We start from the raw sequence: 20,787 nt of genomic DNA, 5'->3' as shown, positions 1-20,787 counted from the left end.
TATGGAGGAGGTGCAAATTATGCTTATAGAATTCAGTGTAAAGAATTTTCTGTCATTTAAAAATCTAGTTACATTATCTATGGAAAAGGGTAATGGAGATGAGAATTCAAATAATATCATAAGTAATGAATTTGGAGAGTTTTTAAAGACTGCAGCAATATATGGTGCGAATGCCTCTGGTAAAACGAATCTATTAAAAGCATTTACTGCAGCAATTATAATGGTTCGAAGCTCTAATTATATACCTCTTGGTGCTAAATGGAATTTGATTAAACCATTTATGTTTGATGAAGATAGTAAAAATGAACCAACAGAATTTGAATTTGTATTTATTTCAAATAATATAAAATATAAATATTATATTCAAACGGATGCTGAAAAAGTATATAAGGAATCCTTAGATGCATATTATTCTCAAAAACCAACTAATTTGTTTAAAAGAAAGGATACTAATGTATACGAGTTTAATAGTGATAGGGCACTTCTTGAATCTATTGCATCCAAAAATACAGAAAACAAATTGTTTTTAGTGACTGCTGCAACCTGGAATTATTTAAAAGTAAAAGATGCATATTTATGGTTTATGAATGTAATTGATACATATGATTCCTTTAATACAATTTTTACTAAGGATATCATAGATTATAAGAATGATAATGAATTACGTAATTTTACAATTAAATTACTAAGAGAGGCAGATATACATATCAATAATATTCTTGTTGATTATGATTTAGTATCCGAATCAAAAAAGGATGTTTATACTATAGATAATAATCCAGTATTAAATAATTTAAATATTCAAATAGAGCATGAAGTATTGACAGATACAAATGATGTAAAGAAATACAATTTGAGCTTTAATGAGGAATCCTCAGGGACGAAAGTATTATTTACATTTGCTCCATATTTAAAAAGAGCATTTGAAAATAATCGAGTAATCATTGTAGATGAATTTGAAAAAAGTATGCATCCTGCATTAATTGAATTTATAATAAAATTATTTAATAATAAGAAAATCAATAAGGCAAATAGTCAGTTAATCATTACAACACATGCACCAAATCTATTAAATCTAGAATTATTACGTCGCGATGAAATATGGTTTACAGAAAAGAATAATAAAAATGGAGTATCTGATTTATACCCTCTAGATTCTTTTTCTGTCAGAAAAGAAGAGAATGTTCAAAAGGGATATTTGAATGGACGCTATGGCGCTATTCCATTCATAAAGGATATAGATTTATGGGAAGAATAGTAAAGAAGAAGGAAAGAAAGCCATTAATTGTTATTTGCTCTGAGGGTGGAAAGAAATCCTCTGAGTATTATTATTTTAGGAATTTTGCTACAAGAGATTTAAGAATACAGTTTTCAACAGGAAATAGTACAGATCCTGAGGGAATGCTACAGGACTTATTAAAATATATGGATAATGAAGATATAAAATCTGAGGATGATTGTAAAATATATTTTATTATAGATACAGATTTGGATAATAACCGTATTCAAAGAATAAAAGAGTATGCAGCTAAATGTCAAAAATATAATATTGAAATAATTACATCAGCACCAACCTTTGAAATTTGGTATATAATGCATTTTAGAAACAACAATCTATACTTTAATAATAGTTCGGCAGTAAAAAGAGAAATGTCAAAAATAATAGGTAAAGATTATCAAGAAAGTATGGATTTATTTAAAGCATTGGAATCAAAAATGAGCTTTGCAATGGAAACGGCAAAGGCTATAAAAGAAAGGATAATAAGAAGAAATGAATCTTATATTGATTCAAATCCTCATACCTGTATTCCTAATGTTATTGAATATATTAACAGGAAACTTCAGTAAGACTGGCAAGCTCCAATTGGGAGCTTGCGTTTTTAAATGGGGGTGAATTTTATGAATTTAAGTATAAATAAAAAATGAGGAAAAGTTTCCTCATAATTTTATACAGTTTATTCTGTAATGGGACAAGTTTATAGTCTTTGACCCGACTTGAGATTTGTACAATCTCTTAATTTATTTGTATTATAACAAATGCATTTAAATAAGTAAACGAGTAATATCAACATTGAGTTTTGGTATGGAAATACATTGAAGTTATGTGCAATAATGTTTTGTGGGTATTTGTTCTATTGGGTAAATACTTATATGTATAATAGTGTATAAGAAATACTTTACAATTATTATGCTTTGACATATAATTGAAACAGGTAATGGATGGGGAAAGTTGTTTTCTCATTGCATTAGATTGATCAAATGATCAAGCTCGGTAAGTTTATGTTGAGATATTATGTACCTCACATAGCTTATAACGAAATCGGGGTTAATGACTAGATTTCTTAAATTGGCTAGTAAAAAAAGAGAATTGTGGAAACGATTCTCTTTTTTTGTGTGTGCCGGGCATGGCACTAATCTTACTGGTGAAAGTCCAGTCACGGGTATTTACCGCCAAGTGTAGCGAACTTCAAGCCGTTAGGAGTAATCCTATGGGTGAAGGAAGAGGTGTAGCAAAATCCTTGAGCCTACGAATAGAAACTTGATGAGGTTAAATGGTAAGTGGATAAGGTGTAGATAGTAAAATAAAAGTAATCATTTGGTTACAGTTATTATGTACAATTATTGAACAATAGCATCAATAGCTTCTTTTTTGGTACCATAAGATGAGAAAAATATGGCTAGAATATGCACCGCTTGACATTTTACCTAGAATTAAGTAAAATTAAGTAAAATAAGTAAAAAGGTGATGCCATATGACAAAAGAGGAAATAATAAAAAGAATTAATGACCTACCTAAAGGTGGTATAACTACTAAAAAAATAAAGAGTTCAAATGGTAAAATATATGAATATTATTTCCTTCAGTGGAGTGAAAATGGTAAACAGTATTCTAAAACCATTAATAAAGATGATTTAAAAATGGTTAAAGAACAATTAGAAGAAAGAAAAAAGCTTGAAGAATCATTAAGAAACAATTCATTTGATGAAGATATAGATATGGAATTTAATACTCATGTCATTATAGGAAAAGAATTAAAATACTTATTAGAATCAATTGAAAATTATAATAAACGATATTGTTATAACAATATATTGAATTATTTAAATGATAGTAACTTCGGTAAAGTATTCATATTATATGGTTTAAGAAGAACAGGAAAAACAACATTAATTAAGCAAATCATACATAATATGGATGATATATCCTTTAACAAGACTGCATTTATCCAAATAACAAGGAAGGATTCTTTTGCTTTATTCAATAAAGATTTAAAACTGTTACAAAAAAATGGTTATAAGTATATATTTATTGATGAAATAACTTTTATGGAGGACTTTATTGAAGGTGCAGCTTTACTTGCGGATGTATATGCATCTTCAGGCATGAAAATAGTATTATCAGGTACAGATTCTTTAGGCTTTTGGATTACAAAGAGTAACGAACTATATGATAGATCTATTTTGCAACATACAACATTTATACCTTATAATGAGTTTTCCTCTGTATTAGGTGTTAATGGAATTGATAATTATATTCAGTATGGTGGAACTATGAGTGTTAGTGGAAATAACTATAATTCGGCATTCTTGGATATAGAAAGCACGAATGAGTATATCGATAGTGCAATTTCAAATAACATACAGCATTCATTAAGATATTATCAGTATGGAGGCCATTTCAGAGAATTATATGATTTATATAATAATAATGAATTAACAAATTCTATTAATAGGGTTGTTGAAGATATAAATCATAGATTTACTATAGAAGTATTAGAAAAAGACTTTAAATCAAATGATTTACATATATCAGCTAACAACTTGAGAAAAGATAAAACTCATTCGAATACCATTCTAGATGACATTGATGAGAAAACTTTTACAGAGAGATTAAAACAATTATTGAATATAAAAAATAGAAATGAAAAACAAATTTCAATTAGTGATTCTCATGTTACTCAAATAAAAGAATACTTAAAAGCCTTAGACTTAATTGATACTATTGATGTTTTAGATATTGATATAAATAAGAATAAAAGAGAACGTATTGTATTTACTCAGCCTGGACTTAGATATTCTCAAGCAAAATCTTTTGTTGAATCATTATTAAATGATAATTATTTTAGAAGTATTTCTATTGATATGCAAAATTATATTATTAATAGAGTAATAAATGAAATCAAAGGAAGAATGGCAGAAGATATTGTATTACTTGAAACAAAACTTGCGATGAAAAAGAATAGAGTATTTAAGCTTCAATTTGCAGTTGGTGAATTTGATATGGTAATAACATATCCAGATACATTAGAGGCTGAAATATTTGAAATTAAGTATAGTAAAGAAATAGTGAAAGAACAAACTAGATTTCTTATAGATGAAGAAAAATGCAATCAAACAGCTTTTCAATTCGGTAGAATAAGAAAAAAGACAGTAATTTATCGTGGAAATAGTACAATTGTTGATGGAATTCATTATAAAAATATTGAAGAATACTTATCTGAATTGTATTCAAGTAATAATTAATCCAAACCCCAAAATTAATACATGTGTATATGGTATTTTAAAAGTGTAGGTTAGGCCTTCAGAAATGTAGGTTAATAATCTATGCTTTTTTTGTTAGACTTTGTTAGTCCCTGTTAGAAATCATTAGAATATTTAGAATTTGTTAGAAACCGTTAGATTTCTAAATGGATAATAAAAGAAGGCATTATTAGACAAATTTATAAAAAAGTCTAAATAATTATAAAATTATTTAAACGAATTCATTTCGAAATTTTCGCTAATTGATAGATAATTTTTACAACAAATTGTAGATATTTGTCTAGAATAACATTGTTATAGTTTGCTATCTAGTCATAAACCGCTAAAATGGCACGAAAAAGGCCTTTTTTTTCGATGTTTGAGTGGGGTTGACATCAAAAATGTATAAGAATATAATTTCTTTGAAGAAAACGTTTTATACGCTTATTATATATAATATAATAAAAAATCAAGGGCAAAACCTGAGAAATCAGGCGACGCAAAGCTATAGGGTCTTTATGAGATAGCCAGTTGCGATTTACTTAGGTTATAAGTAATTGTGGCTGGTTTTTATTTTTCTAAAGGAGGTGCAGAAATATGAAGAAGAACTCAAAAATAAATTTAATATTGTCAAGTATTAGTTTGTCTATTACTGCACTACTTTTAGTAATGATTACTGTTGCATGGTATGCAACGAATAAGACAGCTTATGTTACTGCAGGTATTGGTAGTACAAAGGGTATTGACTATGATTTAACCCTTCAAAGAGGTACATATCAAAATAATAGCTGGACATGGGAAGATACAAATGATTTATCTATAACTCATCTTCAACCAGGTGATGTGTATTATTTCAGATTTAAAATCGATTATGATGCACAGGTTCTATTTGAAACATCCTTCTCAGAAATATCTTCATCCTTAGTTGAAAATGGTTTAATTGTGGCTCCAACGGGCTATGTTCAAATTAATGGTACAAATCAGGATTGGCTAGAAGTTCAAAATAATATGGTTCAAATTACTGAGGTTTTAGAGGATGTAGAACAAACACCAAAGTCTCTATATAGTACGCAAGGTGGAATAGTTACATTATCTACTACAGCATATAATGTTGCAGACACATTTAAGCTATATGATTATGGATTAGGTACTGCAACATTCGGTAATGATAATGTTATCGCAGCAGCAGATACAAAAGAGGATGGCACTGGTCTTGTTACAAGTTCCGTATTAACATCAAATCCAAGTATGCGATATGATTTATCTACTCTTCAGCAAGCTAGTGGCGAAGCATATGGTTATTTTGCGTTAGAATTTAATGATGCATTATCCACAAAAACATATATTCATCTTGATGGACAAGTATATAGTGATTCGAATTTATATCAGTGTCAGGCATTATCCATTGGTGCAATCGCATTAAGAGATATTACGGAGGTATAGTATATGAAGAATAGAAAACAACTCATTTTTAGAATTATACTTATCGCAACACCAATCTTAATTGCTATTGCAGCAATCCCAATTATTTATGCTTGGTACGTAAGAACTATAAGAACGGGTAAGATTGATGGTTCAACAAAAAATGTTTCTATTAGTTATACTTTAGACAATGGAAGAACAAGTAAAACAAATGTATTAACATATACCATAGATAATTTAGTGTTTTTTGATATTGAGAACAAGGATGAAACAGCATTTTTTAATTCAATGGCTGTTAATCTAGAATTAAAACTTACAAACACTTCAAATTCTGATATGACATATACGGTTACTTTTAATACAACTAAAAAAATTGTAAATGGTGATAATGAAGAAGCGGTATCCATTAGTTATGTGGCGTGCTATTTTAGTAATATTCCAAACAACTATGCAGCGAATACAAAAATTAGTTCTCTTGAGACGAATACCACAAGCTATGCTTATACGAATAATTCAACATCCTATAGTGCAGTGTATTCGAGTGATGAATATGCATTGAAGGCTTCAACTCTAGAGAATACAAATGATGAGGCAACACTAAATCTATATTTAATTGGTGTACAAGAAATAAGTACATCAAAGAATACAGATTTTTTATATACCGAATCCGATGGTGAAAAGAGTTTAATACCATACCAATTTAGTATAACGATTACTGGTGTTCCTAAATCTGATTCTCAAGCTACAGAAATTACGACTACAGAAGAAACTACAACAGAATAGTATTTAAAGTTGGTTTCATAGGGGGTGGACTCAAATGAAAAAAATTAAATATACAATTATATATATTGCAGGTCTGCTTGTATTTTCTTTAAGCATTGTAACGGTTTTTGCAGCATTCGTTTTCAATCAAAAGATAGATTCTACAGCAAATCTTGGAGATATTCGAATTTTGCATAAAGATTTTTATGATTATAGTTATGATAAAACATCTAGCGATTTAAATTTAGCAAAACTTAGAAAAGATACTGTTGCTATATTAGATGGAATCACATTAAAATATACAAATAGTTATTCATTAACAAGCGATGAAATTTATATTGATGGAAAAAACTATTACAAATATGAGAACGAGGAATATGTTTTGCTAGAACCAAGTAGTGATACCCAAACAAAGGATTATGAGGTTGGGGATGAAATTGAAGGTTCCGTATATGAGAATGCTAAAGTATATTCTGGAATAAATTCGATTTCAGTTTGTCAGTACTATTCAAATTCGACATTCAGTAATTTTATATATAGTAAAAGCAATGAGGATAAAACTCTAACATTCACTATTAATTCAGTTGAAATAACAATTACAGTAGTAGTTGATTCATTAAATGGAATCATTACAAATGCTACAGTTGCTACCAACAATACCAATAAGCATTATAGGGTAAAAATAGATATTGATGGATTAGGAATGTTAGTTTTAGATGATGATATAACGAATACATTAACCACGGGTTATACCGTTGTAGATGCATCTACTGCAATAACGTGTAGTGCATCGGAAGGAAAGTATTATACAGATTTAGAAAAAGCAAATATGCAATCGAATTATCATCCATATTTATCTCAACTTGGACTTCATTTTGAATTCCAAGCAGAAATGGATGTTTATGTAAGAATACATATTAGAGATGCATGGGAAAAGATAAAAGAGTATTCCACTTCATCACGTGAAACATACACAATTAAGGACCAAATATCAGGCCAATCTCCTTTTACAGTAAATGATTCAGATTGGTATTATGATGAGGGAACAAATTGTATTTATTTAAGAGAGATGTATCATCCTGAATATGTAAATGGAGTATTACAATCTAGAGCATATACATTCACAGTAAATGAAGCATATTTTTATCAAGTTGCTGTATCAACTGCTTATACAGAATACGTAAATGTACAAGTATCATTTACGGTAGATATTGTACAGGCAAATAGAGCTAAGGCACTATGGAAAGTTGATCCGAGCCAAATTGGACAATAAGGAAAGGAGCTATTAATATGAAAAAAGATATGATTAGATTTCATTTTGGAAAATCATTTTATATTGGTCTTTTAACTGTAGTTTGCTCCCTTACTATTGTTGCCATTGCAATGGCAACTTTTAGTCCAAAGAAATCAGCAAAAGATCCGCTTTTCATAAGGTATGATAGTTATTATGATGGTTCTCAAGTCCAAATACAAACCGAGGGTAATGCATCCGAGATAACTACCATTACTATGACTGCTGCAGCACAGGAAAATTCAAATAATGGTAAAATCATAACTATTGAGTCTGATGAAGAACTAAGATTATTCTCATCAAAATGCTCATCAAATAATTCGTTCTTAGGATATACTTATTATTTAATTTCGAATATTGAATGGGATTCTCAGTATACTTTCACTCCTATTGGAACAAGTTCAAATCCATTTATAGGTACCTTTAATGGTCAAGGCTATGAAATAGAAGGTTTGTCTTTAACTTTAAACAATGCAAATTATAATGGTGGAAGCTATTATAGTATGTTTAATTATGTTGGGGCAGCAGGAACTATTACTAATCTTGGTCTTTCTCATCCGGAATTAAAGATTTTAGATGCACCTACATCTTTTGAAGCAGGTGGTGTTTCTTATTTGGTTGGTGAGAATAATGGTAATGTTTCTAATTCTTTTGTTGTTGATGATAAGGATGCAACAAAAGAATTAGCTGGTATAAGTGTTTCTATATCGAATTCTAGAGTATCAGATTTAGTTGTAATTAATAATGGTACATTAAGCAATTGCTATGTAGTTACTAGTAGAGTATTTAATATAAAACAAAATGATTTAGTTAACCAATATAACCAAATTGCGATTTCAAATACTGGAACAATCACAAATTGTTATTTTTATGATGATTCTATCAGAACATTAACACCTACTGATAATAATAAGGCTACAGTTACTTACAAAGTCTCTTCTAAAATGGTAGATAAGGTTAATGATTATTTCGGCACGTATGTATCATCTATTGATAATCTTGTAACTGCAATTGATTCTAATTGGTATACCAAGAATGATTATGGTTCCTATAAGGATTACACGGGTATAAAATATGGATTAAGAAGAGGAATTACTCTTTCTGGATCAACATTTACTATAAACAATGAAAAAGATTTTGCTTATATGTATGAATTGTTTAATGCCGACGATAAGTTTGCATCAAATGAAATAACATATAATATTACAGCAAACTTAAATTTAGAAAAAATACCAGTATCTTCTTATACATATAAGAAGGGAATTGGCGCTACAATTATTGGTTCTACGATTAGTGGTACCCCTACTATGGCTAATGGTAGCAATTCAGCATACCCAACAATTTATAATGCGGATGTTATGAATTCATCAAGAATTGCTAAATCTACAGGTGTAGATTGTTATGGTTTATTTAATTATTTAACTGGAACAGTTGAGAACTTAAATATTGTCCCTACATCAATGGATTTTAGTGCTATTGAAACATCGACGAATGCTAAAGGTATTGGTGTTTTATCAGGATATATTGAAGGTGGACATGTTAAAAATGTTAATGTCTATGCAAATATAACTAATACAACAGCAAAAGATATTGGCGAGTATTACATTGGTGGTATCACTGGTATTTTAGGTGGTAATGGTAAGATTAATGGCGCAACTTCAGCAGGTAGCATTAATTTACCAAATGCTACTACAACACTTCAAGCAAGCTCAAGTTATATGGGTGGAGTTGCTATTGGTGGTATTGTTGGTTACATTGAATCATCTAACGGTGCAGTTTATACATGCTTAAATGCAATGAATATTACTGCGAAGCTTGGATCTTCAATTACTTATACAATTGGTGGTGTAATCGGTGCAGGTTACACAATGAATTATGATAAAATTGTATCCAATGGTATAACTACAGTTATGCGTACGGAAAGGTTAGAGAACTTGGGTACAATTAGTGTTTGTGATAGTACAAGCCATGCATATTCTGAATTGTATGTTGCAGGTATTATTGGTAGACATTTAGGTGAACTTGATGAAGTATCTTCGTTCACAAATAGAGGAAATATTACCGTATACGCTAATGGCAATACTACTTATGTATCTGGCGTTGAAAATGCAGATATTATTTCTACTGCAATAAATAATACAAAAGTAGAAGCATCTCAGTTTAAAGATGGTGCAGGAAATACATTATTCTATGCATCTTCCTTTGCGAATGCAGCAAATGTTACAGTTGAGGGTAGTTCTACAAACTTAAATTATACAAATGTTTCAAATATTAAAGCCGGAAATCATGTAAAATCTAGGATTTCTGATTTCTATAATTTAGCATATGGTTATAGATATGAGGGTGATGATTATAAGGCAATATACAAATTATCTACTCAGCAAATTAGTATGAATTTACATACTACATTTGCGCCTGTATTAAATGTTATTGGTGGTACAAGCCAATATACAACAGAAGCAACAACTTTATATAATTTAAGAAATATTACATTTAGCTTAAGCACTGCAATTTCAACTGCAACAACATTTAATTATACTGGCTGTGCATTAGGTGAATACATTTCTTATGGTGATATCAAAAATGAAGGAAAGATGGATATTTCTTTAGCGGCTGGAATTTCTACTACATCAATCTTAAAGGTTTCTGGATTATTTGAAACCTTAAGTAATGGTTGTACGGCAAGGAATCTATATAACGGTGGAGATATAACTATAAATGAGCCAAATGGTTCAGCGGCAGAAAAGAAAATAGATATGTATCTATCTGGCATTTGTTATCAAAACCTATCTGTAGATTCAAGTGAAAAGCAAAATCCATTAAATGCGAATTTTGATTCGAATCTAGTAGGTACAATGGATAGTATTATAAATAATGGTAAAATTACAGTTAGTTCATATTATTTGGCAAAAACTACAGCAATTAATACAAATCCATCCACAAAACCATATTATAATTCGAATATATATGTTGGTGGTATTTCATATTTGAATAGTGGAATAATTTCAAATGCATTTAACTTGGGAAGCATTGATGTTTCAGCATATTCAACTGCAGCTAAAAATTATGAAGCTGGTGGTATTTCATGTCGAATGGATGGAGATTATGCCCAGATTCGAGATAGTGCAAATAATGGAAATATTTATGTGATTGACTTGGGTGGTAAAGTTACTTCATTAAACTCAATAGTTAATGTTGGCGGAATAGTTTCCAAAAACAATTTACATACGGGGAATAGTAAGGAAGTAATAGCATTCACTATCAATTATGGTACTATTATTGGCTTTATTGCACGTGATAATATGTCTACAACTTCATTTGATAACGCTCATGGAATTGCATCAGGTGTAATTGGTACTGGTATATGTAATATGGTTAATATAGTCAATTACGGTAATATCTATGGAAAAGAATGCGTTGCTGGAGTAATTGGAAGAGTAAAACTAGGGTATTACTCAGAATCATATAAAATTACAGTTGCTAATACGCTTAACTACGGACAAGTAAAAATTATTCCTCCATATGATAATTCACAAAAATGGGCGACATATAATGTTATATTAGGCTTATCAACTGTTAGAAGCAATGAGTATAATTTGATGTATACTCATGCTGGTTCTATTTGCTCAATTTTTGATTTTAATCAAAGAAATAATATTACTATTAGATACCTTATAAATTTATATAATGGAGAATTAACGGTTTTTTCTAGTTTAAACGTTCCTGAAATAGCGCCAAAGGTTGATACATTTATTACAACAAAATCAGCTACTGACTCTTTTGGTGGTGAATCCAATAAGATACCATACGCGCCATTATCTTCACTTGATGAAAATGGAAATATTGGAGTATTTAGTTCGGAATTTATTTTCAGAAAGGCAATAAATGGTATTGGATTAGATAATAATTATGTAACAGATTCTTATATTTCTAACTTTTTCCAATTTGTTAAATTTGATAAAGTAAACCAAGAATTACTTGAAAAAATTGGATGGAGAACAATTGCATATGCGAATGCTGCGGAAGATTTAGTGAAGAATGTTGGCGCATTAAAAGTATTAGTTGAAAATGCAGGAACAACTGCTACAAATTTATTATCAGATGCATTTGAAAGTGATACATGGATTTCTACTTGTAATATGGATATTATTGATTCACTTATTGCTTCATCCATAAATAGCGGAAGTTTAGATTCAGCAATCTCGACAATACTAAATTATGTATTATTTGACACAACTGCAACATCAAGTTATACATTAGCTATAAGAACTGAATTGATTAACAAAATTTTGGAATTTTATGAAAAACAAGGAAATAATGATTATTATATAATATTACAAAGTATGTTATATGATACATTATTGGCAAAAATTGTTTCTGAAGATAATTCAAATTATGCTTTAGTAAAAGCTAAGATTGAAGATGTATTAAGTGAAAGTAATAATCTTGAAACTATATTAAATAATTATATTACATTACTTCAAACAAATGGTGCAATTTTAAATGAATTATTTACTGGTTCAACATCAAGTTATTATGAAACACCAAAAATTAATTTAGTTTCTACATTATTAGCAGGCTATGATGATTCTACATTAGAAGCACTATATAATGAATTAAATCTAACAGTAGAAGATGAGGATGATTCATTAAAATATAAATTATATTTGCAGACACATGAATCAGAAGCTGCAAATATTTATGCACATTTAATTATTAATAATTCATTAGCTTCAAATTCTAATTATTTAAATTGGATTAATAATAGTATTGATAAATATAACATTGGTTCAATGATAGATTCTAGTAGTTTGCCTGGAGTGGGTGATGATTTTGGTAATATTACGACTTTGACTGGGTATCGTTATTCTCCTGTAAATTCAAATGATGATTACAATAGTGAAGCATCCCAGTTGAAGACTATAAGACAATTTGAGACTGCAGATATTACATCTTTGAATATAGAACCTACAAAAGATTATAGAAATCTTTGGAATATCATAAAAAATGATGCGGGTATTCAGGAATATATATCTAATCATTATTTTATAACTGTAAAAAATCCAACAACTGATTTGGATGAATCAGGTATTATTGCCAAAGCTACAGAATATACAAACACATATCAAACTAATGATAGAACTATGTCGGATTATGGTATGGAATATGGATATGATCATGAAGTAAATGGAGATTCTTTCTACGCAAAGCAAGGAACCAATGGAAAATATTATTGTGGAATTAATTATGGATATAATAATACTGATAAAAACTTTAATTTCTTTGGTGGCAATAGTTTTAATAAAAATTATCCAATTAGAACAAGATTTATTTATACGCCAGATGATTATGTGACATATAGAACTAATTATCTTGGGCCTTATGCAACAAAAACTGGAATAGTATATGATGAAAAGGTAAATAATAATAATGGTGGTACTTTCTTTTCTGGTAATCAATATGGATACAAAAAAGGTGCAAATTTGGCTGCAACTGACGAATCAACGCAAACTGCACGTGGTACTGTTCCCGTTTTGATTTGTATTAATGAGGGATTGGCAAATAAGTTAATTGCAGCCAGTGGCACAAATGCATCTGATAAATCATTATATTTATATCATTGGAGTGATAATAATGCTGGTAATGGTGGTCCAGATGTAAGTAGTGCTTATATGTGGAAACAAGAAAACTTTGTCACTTTAGCTCCATCAAATACCACAGGTTACATTTATAATAATTATTCTAATGACACATACATGTGTGATTATTATAATTTTGATCCAGAATTTGTTCCAACACAGCAAAAAGATTATAATCAACAAGTAAATATTCCCGGCGCTGGTAGTATAAGCTTAATTAATAATACTGGTGCGGCTCATACTTATAAGGAACATTATTTGACTGCATATTGTTCTGCAGCAGTTATTACAGGTTTATATTATACATATAGTTCATGGCCAAATGGCAATGTTAAGTGTGTATCATTACTTGCAAAACGTGATGGAGCATATGCCTGGAATAAAGTATCAGGATTAAATAGATATGCGGGTGTTCATACTACAGATTATATTTGTTATAAAATTGAAGATTTAGTTAAACTAGATGGATATAAAACAAAAGGGTTCAATTCATCTAATCCAACAAATGATCAAGATGAGACAAATATTATTGGTTCAATTGTAACTAAATTATTAGCAGATAATAAGGCTTTAGTACTAAAAGCAATTTATAATTATTCTATAGATAATAATTTTGTTTCAGAAGATGCAAATTCATTAAATTTATTATTGAAAAATATTACTGATACTTCGTTTGCATCTTCATCAGTTGCGGAAGGTCTTGCTGGAATTTTAAATATGAATTACAGCGGTATTAATACTATATCATCTCATTTAGATTCATTAAATATAGTTATTAATGGCTATAGAGATAAATTAATAGTCTCTACTGTTAATAATCAAAATAATTTTAAGAATTTATTAATCCAAACTCTTACAAATTATTCTAAGAAGTCTAGTGATTATAGTACATATAATTTATATAACAGAGATGACATTAATAACTTTATTTATAAGTACTTGGCATATTTGTATGAGGAAGACTCTGCTATTACTGCAACACAAATTGATAGTTTCTTATCTAATGTATCAGATACCGACTTGCAAAAACTAGAAGATTTATTAATTCACATAAAGAATACATTTAATTCATACGACGATGAGGAATACGAGTATAATGATGTATTTACATTCTATGATGTAGTCGTATTTAGTTCACAACATCCTAATTATTCGGAAAATGTAATAGTCGCAGGTGATTATTCGGATATTTCTTTCCGAACTGGTGATTATCAATATGGATATAAGTTAGAAGTTACATATAAAGGAACAATTGATTTAGATGGTTCAGATTCACATAATTCCGTGACTAAAACTACTTATACCTTTAATAACTTATCATATAATTCATCATACAGTTTAAATTTAGCCCAAGGAACAGAAATATATGATATAAAACTATATAAGAAAGCATATAGCGGGTTATCCGACACCCCTGAAAGTGTCACTAATGCAACTTCTATGTTTACAACTATAGACGGTGTTCAAGAGATTAGTAATGCCAATTTTGTAAGCAATGGCGATGTTCCAAAACACACATACTTATATGGTAATTATTATTCGAATTTATGGAGAAATAAAAATAAAGATACTGATTCTGACATATATTTGAAAATGTTAAAAGGAACAAACGTTCTTTATAATACTATAACTATTTCTTTTAAAGCATTATCATATTATACATATGATGAGAATAATTTCCATTTTTATGCGTTATATAACAATGATGGAACAAAAGCCACATCAAGTTCTTATGATAATTATTTAGAAATAGCAAGAACATTTGATTATCAGCTGGATAGCTCTAATAAAAATTTATACCAATATTCTTATAGTTATTCAGTGCCTTCAAGTCTAATTACACTTTTAGATACGCAGGATGTTTATATAACTATTAATCTTGAAAAAGATTGTCCTCAAGTAGGTAACGACTATTTAGCATTTAGTATTAATGATCTAATCATCTCTTATGATTTTGACTTTGCAAATAATACAAGTGATAACACAAATAAAACGAAAGTAGTATTTAATCAAAATGTTTTCAATCCATATTATAATGATACTATTAGAAGTAACTACACAATAACAAATTCTAATAATAACTGTGGAGTTGATATATCTGGCGGATCTTCAACTTCACAATCATTGACATTTGCTAATGATAGCCCTACAACAGTATATAGCACGAGCACAAAACAAATTAATGCCGCATTATTATTTGAGCCATGGTATTATCCACTAATAAATTTACCTGAAGCGTTATTTTCTCAAATTGATTTGAGTCAATATGATTTTGGTGGAGATTCAATAAAAGAGAACTTTGAAAATGGTAAATATGATGTAAGTAATGTAGCAAAATACATAACAAAAGAGTATTTTCAAAATCTTTCTAATGACGTATATTTTAATTTATCGAATGAATCTTTTGTTGAAATATATGCGACCGGTGAAGGAAATATAAGTATTCTTGATATTGATGATAATGAAAGAATTGTTGCCGTTTCAACTGCATTAAATGAATATAAATATTATGAATTTATTGTTCCTAGTGGAACTTATAAATTAATATGTGATACTGGCGTATCATTTGAGGTTGCTTTAGCTGTACCAACAAATATTGGATTTGATTATAGTACATCTGAAAATATTGATATATTTAAAGTTGTTTCAGGTGACGATGAGGTTGATTTATTATCATTAGATTATAGTAGTATATCAGATCCATTAGGTACTGGCTCTAGTGATTCAACAAATAATAATATTAATGTTGTTGGTAATTCTCAATTGAGCGAGTTTAGAAATACTTTTGGTAATTCATATGACAATTATTCAATGTTTTATGAAGTATATCCTTATAAGAGAGAACATAACACAACTAAAACAACACAGCAATTGAGATTAGATGACGTATTTGCCAGTGTAATTACTTTAATGGCAACAATACATCAAGATAGCAATAATAGTGATTATTATTCAATCTTTATGGATTCTACTTTCTACGATGATGATGAAGAAGATGAATTGGTGGAGATTATTAAATTAATTGCAATTGCAGATAATATCGGAAATAATTCGGCATTTAAAAAATTAGTAAACGGTTTAAGTTCAACATTATATAAATCTTTATTATTGGAGTTTAATATTTCTGAAGTAAAAGTAAATATTGCTAAGAAATTATATGCAATTAGTGCAACTGATTCAAATGTTGCTAAATATATATATGCAGCATATTTGGGAAATGATTATTTAAATCATAATAATTTATATACCGAATCATTAATGTATAGTTTATTAAATGTATTTAATGATGGAGTTCATGGTGCAGGTTATTATCAGTTTATTACGTCAAATACAACTGTAGATGCAGATAAGGTTACTGCATTAATATCATATTTATCTAACAATTCTAATATCAACATTGATGGTTATGGTATATTTGCTTTATCATCAAGTCAAGGAATTGGTTATGGTATATTTATTCCAGATAACCTTGATTTGTCTACTATGGATAATCAGTATTATTATGATAATGTTAATGATGTATTAATGTTAGGTAACAATGAGGTTTCATATTGGCGTGGTGGAGAAAACATCAACTTAGGTGCTGAAGGCTCTGTTGATTATGCATTCTATCATGATATGAAGCAATTAATTAAATCCATTTCAACAGATATATTTGAATTGAATATTTCTAATGGTGGAACAACAATAAAATCCGTTGATGATCAAATAGATAATGATAATAAGGTTATAACTTATTATTTAACAACAGGTTTAGGCTCAATTTATAATGCATCTAGTATTTCTATTACTAATGATTATAAATTAGCAAATGGTGCAACATTATCTTCTCAAACAATCTCATTGACTGGTTCAAATGTAACAAAGACTCAAGGTGTAAGTGTCATTGTAAAAGATGGTGTTACAGTATATGCAGAAGATACTGGAGTAAGTAGTAAATACACATTAAAGTTTATTGCGATTGACCCTTCAGGATTGACTCTTACAAGTGATGTAAACTCCATCGCGTATAACGGTGGAACTGTAACATTAACTTTAACTGGTAATGATCTTCCTAATGGTTTAGATATCGAGCCTTACATCGTATTAACCGTTGATGGTGAGGAATATAACACTGCTGATGGATATTGGAAGCTAGATCCAGCCTTTACGAATAATGCTGTTGTGAATAATGGAAGTGCAACAATAAAGATTATTATCAATAAATCACTTCCTGGCGGCACTGATGCGGTGAATATTAAGATTGACTTAGCAAATATGCCATCCGTAGTATTGACTAAGGTTCAAAATACAGAAAAGAATATTACTTCATTTGGATTTGTTCCATTCGGACAAGCTAATCAAGAGTATAACAGTAATGTTCCTACAAGTATAACTTCAACCATTCCATATGGTAGAGCATATGATTATAGTGAGTTGACAGATCCAACCTCTAATAATTTCTATTTATATAAGTTTAATGTTTCTGATAATGCAAATGTTCAAATTACGGCAACTAAGACCATCTTAGAAAGTGGATTAATGCGTTATGTAGTTCGTTATAGTGTTACTGCAGAAGCCGGCGGCACTGCAAAGGTATATACGCACACACTTAATGAAGCGCAATATTTTGCTGAGAATACACAGTATGTATCTATTTATGCAGATGGTGATGAAGTAACAAGGATTAATTCTGAGGCATATAATGCATTAACTGCAAATGAAAAGCCTAGATATTTGTTTGAAGGTACTTTAAATTATAATATAGCAGAAGATGTATGTATTCGTGCTACATTTGACTCTCATGAAACTTATTATCAGATTAAGTATTCCGTTGCAAGTGTAGATTCAACAACATTTACAACAAATGGTAACTTATATGTATTATCTAATGGTGTTTATAATAAAGTAACTTCAGGTTCATTTAGTTCAACTGTAACATATTATCAGCGAGATTATGTAGTTAAGGCAGTAACATCAGCTTCATTTACAACAGATGGTAGTTTATATAAACTAGTAGATGGTGTATATACGCAAATATTTAACGGTTCATATGATTCTGCAGTTACTTACTATGAATTACAATATGTTACCGCTAGTGTTAATTCAACAACATTTACAAGCAATGGTAGCTTATATACTAGAAGTGGTTCTGGTACAATTTCAAGTCCATATGTTTATTCTCAAGTTATTGATAAGAGATCGAATACAGATGATATGTTTGCATCCGTTGCATTTAACCGTACAGATACTTCGGGTAATAGTATTGAACCTCAGTATCGTGTAAAGTATTCTTTAGCTAATTTCTATACTATTGGTGATAATGTAGAATTTGGCACTACAACTTCAACTTTAGGTAATTTAGCTACAACAAATATTACATATGCCGGTTTAACAGTGACTGTATCTGAAAATAATGATACTGGAACATATAAGTTCATTTTTACTTATAAGAATACTGGCGTATGGGATAATAATGAAGTATACGTAAGATATTATGAATTCCCAGAATTTATAGTAGAAAAGCAAGCTTCTACAGATGCTTTATTGCACAAATTAACATTCTTAGAGGAATCTATAGTATTAGGTAATACAGCTACTGTAATATTGCCAACAAAGCCTTTAGTTCCTGATAAATCAGGTCAGTATTATGATAATACAGAAGAAATATATAAGACTCAATTTGAATCAACTACAAGACAAATTGTCGTTTCAGCTTCAGGTATTAAATATAATGATGCTGATGCTACAAGCATAACGGATTATTATGCAATTGGTACAGTATCTGATGCAGACTTATCTTATTATAGTCCTGGCTTCGAAATTAATGAATATGCACAAATTTATCAATATACAACATTAAAGAAACTTACAGAATATGGTGTTGGTAAACAAACGGATTCGGATAAGAATATTTTGAGTGTACATGATAATATGTATTTCTACGTTCCATATACGATATCTAATGAAACTATAGTATATCTTGTAGAAATCGATGCAAATGGCTATTGGGGTAATGTTTATACAACAGATTTTGCAGGTAATAGATATAGTAGTGTTACCTCTGGAAGTTATTCTGAAGGAGTGACATATTATAGTAGAAGTGGAAATGATTATGTAGTTACAAATGTAACTGCTCAAACATTTACAACAAATGGTTCATTATATGTTGATACTTTAGTTCACACATATGATGCATCCTATGTAAATGCGAAGAACGCTCAGGTAACTGGTGGATTTGGTGATTATACAGTTTCCGAATTTGCGGGTTCTCCTGATAAGAATTCATCCTTGTATATGGATTATACAGGTACTCCACTAGATGGACATTTCTGGTATGTATCTTATGTGGTATTATCGGAAGATTATTTATGTGGAGGAAATTCAAGAGGAAATGTTAGATATTATCATATATCTATAATTGATGCTACAAACAATGTTCAATTTGAGGTAGTATTCTATGCAGATACAACAATGAATATGGATGACATATATTTAACTATTTCTGAAACAACTTATAAGAAAGTAAATGATCAAAAGATTGAAAACGGAAATCGTCAAATTAGTGCATATGCAGAAGAAACTGATGAAACTTATTCTGGAAGCAGAACAGATATTTCTGGATTTAAGATTTATAAATTGAAGTATAGACTTCAAATACTACCAAGCGGTTATTTCTATTTCTATGTAGATTTACCAGATGGATATGTTGCTGAAGCTCGTACGGATAAGACTAACAATATTTCGTCAGTGGACGAGGCTAGATATCCTGGTGCATTTGACCCTCAGACATCGATTATTACAGTTAAGATTCAATTAGAGATTGTGATAAAGAAAGGAACAAATGAAAATTCCAATGTTTGGGCATTTAATACTGCAGATAAATATACTAGACAAGCCGATTATGTTGGTACAATCATTTAACTTTCATAAGAAAGTATAAAAAGAAGGCGATAACTCTCTAAAACTGGAGCTATCGCCTTCCTTTTTTTGGTGCTCTAAATTTGGAGTAGTACTTTAAAATTAGGGCTATCAATTTCGAGTAGTACTACCTTTCAATAAAGCGTAGTAATCGCTATAAACGAATTGTAGTACCTACCTATAAACAGAGTAGTAAAACGACGAAAAGGCATGTTTGATTACATGCCTTTTTTGTCGTCTAGCCATAGTATTT

Annotated in this window: 7 protein-coding genes and 1 riboswitch; all 7 genes read left to right on the top strand. The window is 29.5% G+C overall.

The window, feature by feature from the left end; genetic code table 11:
• The first annotated feature begins 19 nt into the window (after window positions 1-19).
• The 7 genes from EI71_RS07465 to EI71_RS07435 all read left to right on the top strand — a co-directional run bounded on the left by EI71_RS07465 (window position 20) and on the right by EI71_RS07435 (window position 20,537).
• Window positions 20-1,258 carry an AAA family ATPase gene (locus tag EI71_RS07465; RefSeq protein WP_162849868.1) on the top strand — a complete coding sequence of 413 codons (1,239 nt, stop codon included), beginning with the start codon at window positions 20-22 and terminating at the stop codon, window positions 1,256-1,258.
• Complete coding sequence (locus EI71_RS07460) at window positions 1,246-1,848, top strand: RloB family protein (protein WP_119016631.1); 603 nt, start codon at window positions 1,246-1,248, stop codon at window positions 1,846-1,848. The genes EI71_RS07465 and EI71_RS07460 overlap by 13 nt, the downstream gene beginning before the upstream one ends.
• Before the next feature lie 905 nt (window positions 1,849-2,753).
• On the top strand, window positions 2,754-4,523 hold the full coding sequence (locus EI71_RS07455) for an AAA family ATPase (RefSeq protein WP_119016630.1): 1,770 nt from the start codon (window positions 2,754-2,756) through the stop codon (window positions 4,521-4,523).
• A gap of 461 nt (window positions 4,524-4,984) precedes the next feature.
• A riboswitch (cyclic di-GMP riboswitch) is annotated at window positions 4,985-5,059 on the top strand.
• 58 nt (window positions 5,060-5,117) lie between these two features.
• A complete protein-coding gene (locus EI71_RS07450; RefSeq protein WP_119016629.1) occupies window positions 5,118-5,963 on the top strand; it encodes a hypothetical protein in 846 nt (281 codons plus the stop codon).
• Between the two features lie 3 nt (window positions 5,964-5,966).
• Entirely contained in the window at window positions 5,967-6,725 is a 759-nt protein-coding gene (locus tag EI71_RS07445) for a hypothetical protein (RefSeq protein WP_119016628.1), read from the top strand.
• Between the two features lie 34 nt (window positions 6,726-6,759).
• On the top strand, window positions 6,760-7,977 hold the full coding sequence (locus tag EI71_RS07440; protein ID WP_119016627.1) for a hypothetical protein: 1,218 nt from the start codon (window positions 6,760-6,762) through the stop codon (window positions 7,975-7,977).
• 17 nt (window positions 7,978-7,994) lie between these two features.
• A complete protein-coding gene (locus EI71_RS07435; protein ID WP_119016626.1) occupies window positions 7,995-20,537 on the top strand; it encodes an RHS repeat domain-containing protein in 12,543 nt (4,180 codons plus the stop codon).
• The last annotated feature ends 250 nt before the right edge of the window (window positions 20,538-20,787 follow it).

Origin of the sequence: Anaeroplasma bactoclasticum, from assembly GCF_003550015.1 — a bacterium.
In the GTDB taxonomy this organism is placed as follows: domain Bacteria; phylum Bacillota_I; class Bacilli_A; order Acholeplasmatales; family Anaeroplasmataceae; genus Anaeroplasma; species Anaeroplasma bactoclasticum.
The sequence above is the reverse complement of the archived record's forward strand: the minus strand, read 5'-3'. Positions and strand labels throughout refer to the sequence as shown.

Coding starts and splice junctions, on each gene's coding strand:
- EI71_RS07465 (WP_162849868.1), top strand. CDS start 20: ATGCTTATAGAATTCAGTGTAAAGAATTTTCTGTCATTTAAAAATCTA.
- EI71_RS07460 (WP_119016631.1), top strand. CDS start 1,246: ATGGGAAGAATAGTAAAGAAGAAGGAAAGAAAGCCATTAATTGTTATT.
- EI71_RS07455 (WP_119016630.1), top strand. CDS start 2,754: ATGACAAAAGAGGAAATAATAAAAAGAATTAATGACCTACCTAAAGGT.
- EI71_RS07450 (WP_119016629.1), top strand. CDS start 5,118: ATGAAGAAGAACTCAAAAATAAATTTAATATTGTCAAGTATTAGTTTG.
- EI71_RS07445 (WP_119016628.1), top strand. CDS start 5,967: ATGAAGAATAGAAAACAACTCATTTTTAGAATTATACTTATCGCAACA.
- EI71_RS07440 (WP_119016627.1), top strand. CDS start 6,760: ATGAAAAAAATTAAATATACAATTATATATATTGCAGGTCTGCTTGTA.
- EI71_RS07435 (WP_119016626.1), top strand. CDS start 7,995: ATGAAAAAAGATATGATTAGATTTCATTTTGGAAAATCATTTTATATT.